This is a genomic window from Limnoraphis robusta BA-68 BA1, assembly GCF_034932365.1.
Classification (GTDB): Bacteria; Cyanobacteriota; Cyanobacteriia; order Cyanobacteriales; family Microcoleaceae; genus Capilliphycus; species Capilliphycus robustus.
This window is the reverse complement of sequence record NZ_JAYGHR010000087.1, coordinates 54,345-61,375: the sequence shown is the minus strand read 5'-3', so window position 1 is coordinate 61,375 and position 7,031 is coordinate 54,345. Positions and strand designations below refer to the sequence as shown.

Sequence of the window (7,031 nt, the reverse complement as noted above, 5' to 3'; positions counted from 1 at the left end):
ATGGCACCGTAGAATTGAATGAGGATGGTTCATTCACTTACAGCCCCAATGCCGGATTTAGCGGAAACGACAGCTTCAGTTATAGCGCCAACGATGGGGAAGATAGTTCTAATGTTGCTAGCGTTACCATTAATGTAGAAACACCTCCTGTTCCCTCACCCACACCGCAACCTGAACCGCAACCTGAACCGCAACCTGAACCTGAACCGCAACCTGAACCTGAACCGCAACCGGAACCCGAACCTGTTCCTGAACCCGAACCCGAACCCGAACCTGTTCCTGAACCCGAACCCGAACCTGTTCCTGAACCGGAACCCGAACCTGTTCCTGAACCCGAACCGGAACCCGAACCGGAACCCGAACCTGTTCCTGTAGGAGAACCGACACCGGAACCTGTTCCCTCACCCACACCCGAACCTGTTCCCTCACCCACACCCGAACCTGTTCCCTCACCCACACCGGAACCAACACCGGAACCTGTTCCCTCACCCACACCCGAACCTGTTCCCTCACCGACACCGGAACCAACACCGGAACCTGTTCCCTCACCCACACCGGAACCTGTTCCTGAACCTGAACCTGTTCCCTCACCCACACCGGAACCTGTTCCTGAACCTGAACCTGTTCCCTCACCCACACCGGAACCAACACCGGAACCTGTTCCCTCACCCACACCGGAACCTGTTCCTGAACCGACACCGGAACCAACACCGGAACCTGTTCCCTCACCCACACCGGAACCTGTTCCTGAACCTGAACCTGTTCCTGAACCTGAACCTGTTCCCATTCCTAAACCCACTGAAACTCCCACAACTCCCACCCCAGTTACTGAAGTGAGTTTATATGACTTAAGCAACTTTATTCGGGTCATAACTCACCCCATAACACCGCTTAACACTGCGGCTAATGCTACTTCTAGTAATTCCAATACTGAAGGGACACCGAATGCAGATATTCTCATTGGGGATGAGACTGATAACCAAATTTATGCCTTCGCAGGTGATGATATTGTTAACGGTGGTGATGGTAACGACTGGATCAGTTCCAACGCAGGGAATGATACCGTTGATGGGGGTAGTGGTAACGATACCGTTTACGCCGGAAAAGGTAACGATGTTATTTTTGCTTCCGATGGCGACGACTGGTTAAATGGCAACCTCGGCAATGACTTTATTGATGGCGGTAATGGTAACAATACCATTTTTGGTGGTCAAGATAACGATACTCTCTTGGGTGGAAACGGAGATGACTGGTTAAATGGAAACCAAGGTGATGACTTCGTTGATGGCGGTGAAGGGAACGATGAGGTTTATGGTGGTCAAGGCAATGATACCCTCTTAGGAGGAAACGGTAATGATACTATTTTTGGTAATATTGGCAATGACCTGATCGAAGGAAACGATAGTGACGACCTGATTTATGGGGGTCAAGAAAACGATACGATTTCCGGGAATCTTGGGAATGATAGCCTCTACGGCGACTTGGGGAATGACTTGCTCGATGGTAATGAAGGTACGGACTTCTTATCTGGAGGTTCGGGAGATGATACCCTTGATGGGGGTGAAGGTGATGATCTCCTAATTGGAGGGGAAGGAGATGATTTACTCATCGGCGCTGAGGGTAAGGATACTCTCACAGGGGGAGAAGGAAACGATCGCTTTGTTCTCGCTGCTGAATACAGTTCTTATATCATCACCGACTTCACCGATCAACAAGATATTATTATCCTTGATGGAGGCTTAACGTTTGAGCAGCTTACTCTGATCGACGATAATGGTTCAACTCTCATTCAATTCGGAGATCAACTGTTAGCAACGCTTGAAAATGTCAACACTAGCTTAATTACTGTGGATGATTTTGCCAGTTTTTAAGTAGAGTTTAAAGCCACTTAATCCCAAAGCTTACGAAGTGACTGGACAGTTGAAAACTTTGCTAGCTTTGGGTTTAAGTTGATTAGCATTAAAAAAGAGAGAAGCAGGCGATCGCAACTTATTCGGGTTTTGACAACAGAAAATGAGATAGGGAGCAATTGCTCCCTATGGTTATTTTTAATAAAGTTGTCAAGAAGGTGCTATCTTTGTTCGAGCTTCAAAACACTTAACGCTTGAATTCTTGAGGTTTCAGAGGGGTTGTAACCGAGTTTACTGAAGCATATTAATCATAATTTTGTATGTAGATTCAGCCCATTTATTCCAGTTTAGGCGATCATCATATTCTTCTCGAGAAGATCGCACAAGCTGTTCATATGTCTCTTTATTTGAAAAGTGAGTAGCGATTAATTTAGCATATTCGTCACCCCCTGCTGATAAAGGTAGCATATAACCGTTTTTACCTTCTTTAAGAATTGTTGGAATTCCACCTGCATCTGTTGTTATTACGGGAATACCATAAGCATTGGCTTCACAAATTACAATCGGTGAACAATCTGCACGAGTTGGAAAAACGAGAAAGTGAGAATTGAGCAATAATTGACTGAACTGTTCTTGTTCTTCGGGAATATTTTTGTTTAAAAAAGGAATGACTTTAAGTTTTTCATGTTGAAATTCTGAGGGCGGAACACAGCCGATCATCAGAAGTTCTGCATCTACTCCCAGATCCAGTAGAGAAAGGAGAGTTTGATAAGCAATGTTTCCTCCCTTTCTTTCCCAGTCTTTACCGATAAATAATAGATGACATTTTGAGACTTGACATTTTTTCAGAATTTCACTCGCCTCGGGAATTGTGTCTACATTGGCTCCGAAAGGTACAATTTCAATTTTGTTCGGATCGACTTCATAATCATTGATCGCAGAATGAGCAGCCCATTCTGAAGAGTAAATAACTTTAGTGGCTTTTTTAAAAGCGACGACTTCTTGTTGAGAAGCTTGTAAGAATTCTTCTTCACTCGAGTAGATTTTATACGTTTGTTTAATCAGTTTAGGGGTAGCATCTGATAGATAGATGATCGGTAAATCAGTCTCTAAAAAGCCTAATTCTTTGGAAGAAACTGGAGCAAAAATTAAATCACAGGGCGTTTTGCTGAGAGTTTTTTGAACAGACTGATAAAATTGCTCATAGAGTAAATTCGGATCGGGATCTTTTTTGTTCAACAAAGAACTCGCTTTCTTAACCAGTTTTAAAGGCTTTTTCCACATCGAAGGTTGACTGGGATTCCCTAAGTTAATCAGATTGATATTCTGATGACTCAAGGCTCTGTGCATATGATAAAGTGTTCCCGAAAATGTATTTTTATCTAAATAGTTTTTCGCAGAATAGTAACCAATGTTAACTTGACGCATCATAAATTTCCTCTCCGATAAAATTCAGATTTGAGTAACTTTGATCTTGAACAATATACCAACCAAATGATTGGTGATGATTACCAATCAAAACGAACATTTAAAAGCTCATACAGTTTTTTGTTTTCGGGAATAAAATAAGTTTTTAGTTTTTCTAGTACATCCTCATCACCTATATTTTTAACATAGTTAGCCGTTGCATATTTTTGATTTTGGAACTGTTTAATTTGCTCTGAAGAAAAGGGTTCAATCTCTAAAAAATCACAAACTTTATCTAAAACCACAGTCAAATGATCACGAAATTGTTCAAAGTTGACAACCCAAATATTCTGGGGATCACAATATTGATAATAGTTTTTTAGATGATTTGCATACTTCCCTTTATCAATATAGTCATAAGGATATTTAGGCGGAGTCGAATCTGATTTTAACAGCTCTAACTCCTGTGCGATCGCCTCAGCAAAGGTTCTATCATCAGCAATTCCTCTTAAATACGGATCAGGATTGTTAGAATAGTTCTGAAACATTTGCCATGCTGAATAAGCTCGATCTGCTGGATTTCTGAGGATGGCAATCATCTTAATATTTCCTAAATCCTGTTGAATTCGTTGAGGAATATATTGATGATAGAGATAGCTTGGTGCGGCTTCAAAGGTTAATTTATTTCCCTTGCGAAGTTTAGAAGGAAAATGTTTGAGATACCAACCAATACCTTTGTTATAGTTTTCATGGACATCGAAATAGTAGGTTTCTCTCCATGTCCATGTAATCAAAGCTTGAGGATGTTGAGCCAGGTAACGATACAGTGAAGTGACTCCCGATCTTTGAGCCCCGATAATCAGAAAATCAGGTTTTGACTTCCAGATCGGGTAAGTAGAATAGATCACCTCCTTAACAAGTTGTTTGACCATGATAATATCTTCTCAACTGTATAACAAGCTTTGAAATTAAGCCTTATGCCACTGGATTTTATGACCAGGTGTAGCGCTGTCCTAACAAAGTATAAAGTTCCTCATTGTACGGAACAAAATACTCTTTCAACTGCTGAATTACCTGAAGATCAGACTCACTTTTCTCGACTTTATACTTGCCAGCGTTGTATTTTGTCTGCTTGAATTCTTGCAGTTTTTCAGGCGAGAAACGTTCTATACTCAGAAAGTCGCAGGTACTATTCAGTAAAGTTTCTACGTCTTCTTTAAACTGATTGAAGTTTAAGACCAGCAAGTTCTCTTTGTCAAACTGCTTGTAGTAGTTCTTGAGTTGGTAAGCATACTTTCCTCGATTAATATAATCGAAGGGATATTTCGCTGAGAGACTATTTAGCTCGTCGTCTATTGCTTGTTTAAACGTTCTTTCATCGGCAATGTTGCGGAGATGATCGTGAGGATTATCCGCAAAGCTATGATACATTTGCCATGCAGAATAGGCTCGATCTACAGGATTTCTGAGGATGGCAATCATTTTCATGTTGCCTAAGTCCTTCTTAATTAATCCGGGAATGTAATCAAAATAGAGGTAGCTTGGTGAAGCATCAAAGGTTAGTCTGTCTCCCTTTTCTCGTTTCGAGGGAAAATTACCCAGATACCAACCTAACCCTTTATTGTAATTTTCATGTAAGTCAAAATAGCGAATCTCTTTCCAAGATTCATTTCCAACCACTTTAGGATGCTGGATCAAATAGTTATACAGTGAGGTCGTTCCGGCTTTTTGCGCTCCAATGACCAAAAAATCTGGGCGAGATTTAAGCATTGGATAAGCTACATTTTTGATCAAATCTTTAATCATTTTATTTTCCTCGTTTTTGAATGATAACGGAGCCGTTTGAAACCTGAAAAATATCTCGGTAGTTAAACGGATTTTGACAGGGATTTATTGGGGACTGATTCCCAATTTATTTCGGTTTCTCGGACAACTGTTTTAAAGTTTTTGCAATTCACTTCTAATCCTAACCAAGATCCGAGGATTGCTAAGTCTTGATCAAAGATAGCCTCCAGTTTCTCGATTTGTTCGGGTGCTAACTTGGGTTTTTGCTTCATCGTCCAGAACTCTTTCACCCAATCCCGAACGCCTTTAGGAACAAACCACCGTCGCGCTTCTCGTAAGCCGGGTGTTTCTGTTAAAAAGTCACGCAAAGCACTTTCACGTAATCGTTGCGTCGAAACATTCTTTGCATCGAGTTCAAAATCCCATTGTGGTTGACCTGAATAACCGATAAACTCACAGACTCGAACGAGTTCTTCTTGAGGATATTTCAACATCCTTTCAAAGAAAATGGGAAGGACGCGATCTGAGCCAAAGGTGTCAAAGTATGGCTCTAGTTGCATTGTATAGCGGCTATAATCAATCAGTTCTTGATGTTGATCAACGGCTGAGTTAATATCCACCGAAATCACTCGCATTGTCCATTCATGGATGTAGTGCGAAATCAACCGATCAATCGGATGACGCATCACATAAATAAACTTGGCATTCGGACAATGCTGGTATAGACGTTTAATGGTTTGAGGATAGGTCGGTAACTTGGTATAGTGGGTACTGGACTCGCCGCAAAGGTCATTTTCCGAGGCATTTTTAAACAGAGAAAGATACCATTCGATTCCCTTGGCATATACTTCATCATTACTGAAAAAATAGGGTTCTTTTGGCTCACTCATAAAGATACCCGGTTGCAAAGCCAGTTGCTTATGCAAGGTGCTAGTCGCACATTTCATCGCACCAATGATGATCAAGTCTGGATATTTACTCATTGTTGTTTTTCTGGTAGCAAAGGGGGTTTCATTGGATTTTGCCAATTCATCCAAATATCTTGAGCTTGGTACTCGCAGGTATGAGGGAGTTTCTGTTTCACTAATTCGCGAACCAGGGAAATACTCCGACCGACTAACCAGCAAAAGTTAGCCAGACCCAAACCCAGAACTCCGTAGAACTTAGCAAAATATCGCGATCGTGACGCATACAAGTAAGGTCTCGGTCGTTTGCGAGCGGCTAGATCGGTTTTGACAGAACCACTTCCGCCTCGCAGATGAACAACTCTAGCTTCGGGCCAGTGAAGAATTTTCCAGCCTGCATTTCTGGCTCGACGACAATAGTCTACGTCATCGTAATACATGAAATATCCTTCATCCATTAAACCCACTTGCTCTATGACTTCCTGTCGAATTAATACACAAGCAAAACTTGTCCACTGAGGTTCAAAGGGAACGTTAGAGACAGGAATCGGAACATCATATTTTTGCAAAAATTTGGTGACGGGTGCAGTTCCAGCCGATGCAATGAGTTCACTCCAAGGAGAATGATAACGAAAACAACTGATTTGAGGTTTGGCATCAGGCCATTCCAGACGAGGACTAATTAACCCTGCTTCTGGATCAGCTTGCATTGCCTTTAACAGTGAATCAATTGCACCCTTCCTGACAATTGTATCACTATTTAGAAGCAGATAAGCATCAGCTTTTACGGACTTCATTCCCCAGTTGTTTCCTGCTGAAAAACCTCCATTGTTCGGAGAGGGCAACACTGCCGCCCAGTCACTCCAATTGTTTTCGGCGATCGCAGCTTCAATGATTTCTACGGACTGATCACCAGAAGCATTATCAACGACAATTACGGTGTCTCGATCAATTTGAACTTCCGATTCTAGAGAAGCTAAACAATCAATGACCAGCTTCGGTGTACGGTAATTGAGAATAATAATTGCCAGGTGCATTAGCTTTATGAATTACAACATTTACAAGCTTCAGCGTTTCAGAAAAG

At 41.7% G+C, this 7,031-nt stretch carries 6 protein-coding genes; 1 reads left to right on the top strand and 5 read right to left on the bottom strand.

The features are described from left to right. The coding region (locus tag VB836_RS25625; RefSeq protein WP_323223764.1) for an Ig-like domain-containing protein at window positions 1-1,871 on the top strand (1,871 nt) is incomplete at its 5' end. Between the two features lie 270 nt (window positions 1,872-2,141). Here the strand turns inward: VB836_RS25625 and VB836_RS25620 are convergent. The 5 genes from VB836_RS25620 to VB836_RS25600 form a co-directional block, all read right to left on the bottom strand. Continuing rightward, window positions 2,142-3,281 carry a glycosyltransferase family 4 protein gene (locus VB836_RS25620; RefSeq protein WP_323223762.1) on the bottom strand — a complete coding sequence of 380 codons (1,140 nt, stop codon included), beginning with the start codon at window positions 3,279-3,281 and terminating at the stop codon, window positions 2,142-2,144. 77 nt (window positions 3,282-3,358) lie between these two features. After that, window positions 3,359-4,189, bottom strand: a complete 831-nt coding sequence (locus VB836_RS25615) for a sulfotransferase domain-containing protein (RefSeq protein WP_046282280.1) — start codon at window positions 4,187-4,189, stop codon at window positions 3,359-3,361. 58 nt (window positions 4,190-4,247) lie between these two features. Next, entirely contained in the window at window positions 4,248-5,063 is an 816-nt protein-coding gene (locus VB836_RS25610; RefSeq protein ID WP_046282279.1) for a sulfotransferase domain-containing protein, read from the bottom strand. 62 nt (window positions 5,064-5,125) lie between these two features. Beyond that, on the bottom strand, window positions 5,126-6,025 hold the full coding sequence (locus tag VB836_RS25605) for a sulfotransferase family protein (RefSeq protein ID WP_323223758.1): 900 nt from the start codon (window positions 6,023-6,025) through the stop codon (window positions 5,126-5,128). Continuing rightward, the gene (locus VB836_RS25600) at window positions 6,022-6,984 is read right to left on the bottom strand and encodes a glycosyltransferase family 2 protein (RefSeq protein ID WP_323223756.1); all 963 of its coding nucleotides are present in this window, start codon (window positions 6,982-6,984) and stop codon (window positions 6,022-6,024) included. Before VB836_RS25600 ends, VB836_RS25605 begins: the two co-directional genes overlap by 4 nt. Window positions 6,985-7,031: the final 47 nt, after the last annotated feature.

What these genes read in the sequence shown, in the direction of transcription:
- VB836_RS25615 (WP_046282280.1), bottom strand. Translation starts at nt 4,189, where the DNA reads ATGGTCAAACAACTTGTTAAGGAGGTGATCTATTCTACTTACCCGATC.
- VB836_RS25620 (WP_323223762.1), bottom strand. Translation starts at nt 3,281, where the DNA reads ATGATGCGTCAAGTTAACATTGGTTACTATTCTGCGAAAAACTATTTA.
- VB836_RS25600 (WP_323223756.1), bottom strand. Translation starts at nt 6,984, where the DNA reads ATGCACCTGGCAATTATTATTCTCAATTACCGTACACCGAAGCTGGTC.
- VB836_RS25605 (WP_323223758.1), bottom strand. Translation starts at nt 6,025, where the DNA reads ATGAGTAAATATCCAGACTTGATCATCATTGGTGCGATGAAATGTGCG.
- VB836_RS25610 (WP_046282279.1), bottom strand. Translation starts at nt 5,063, where the DNA reads ATGATTAAAGATTTGATCAAAAATGTAGCTTATCCAATGCTTAAATCT.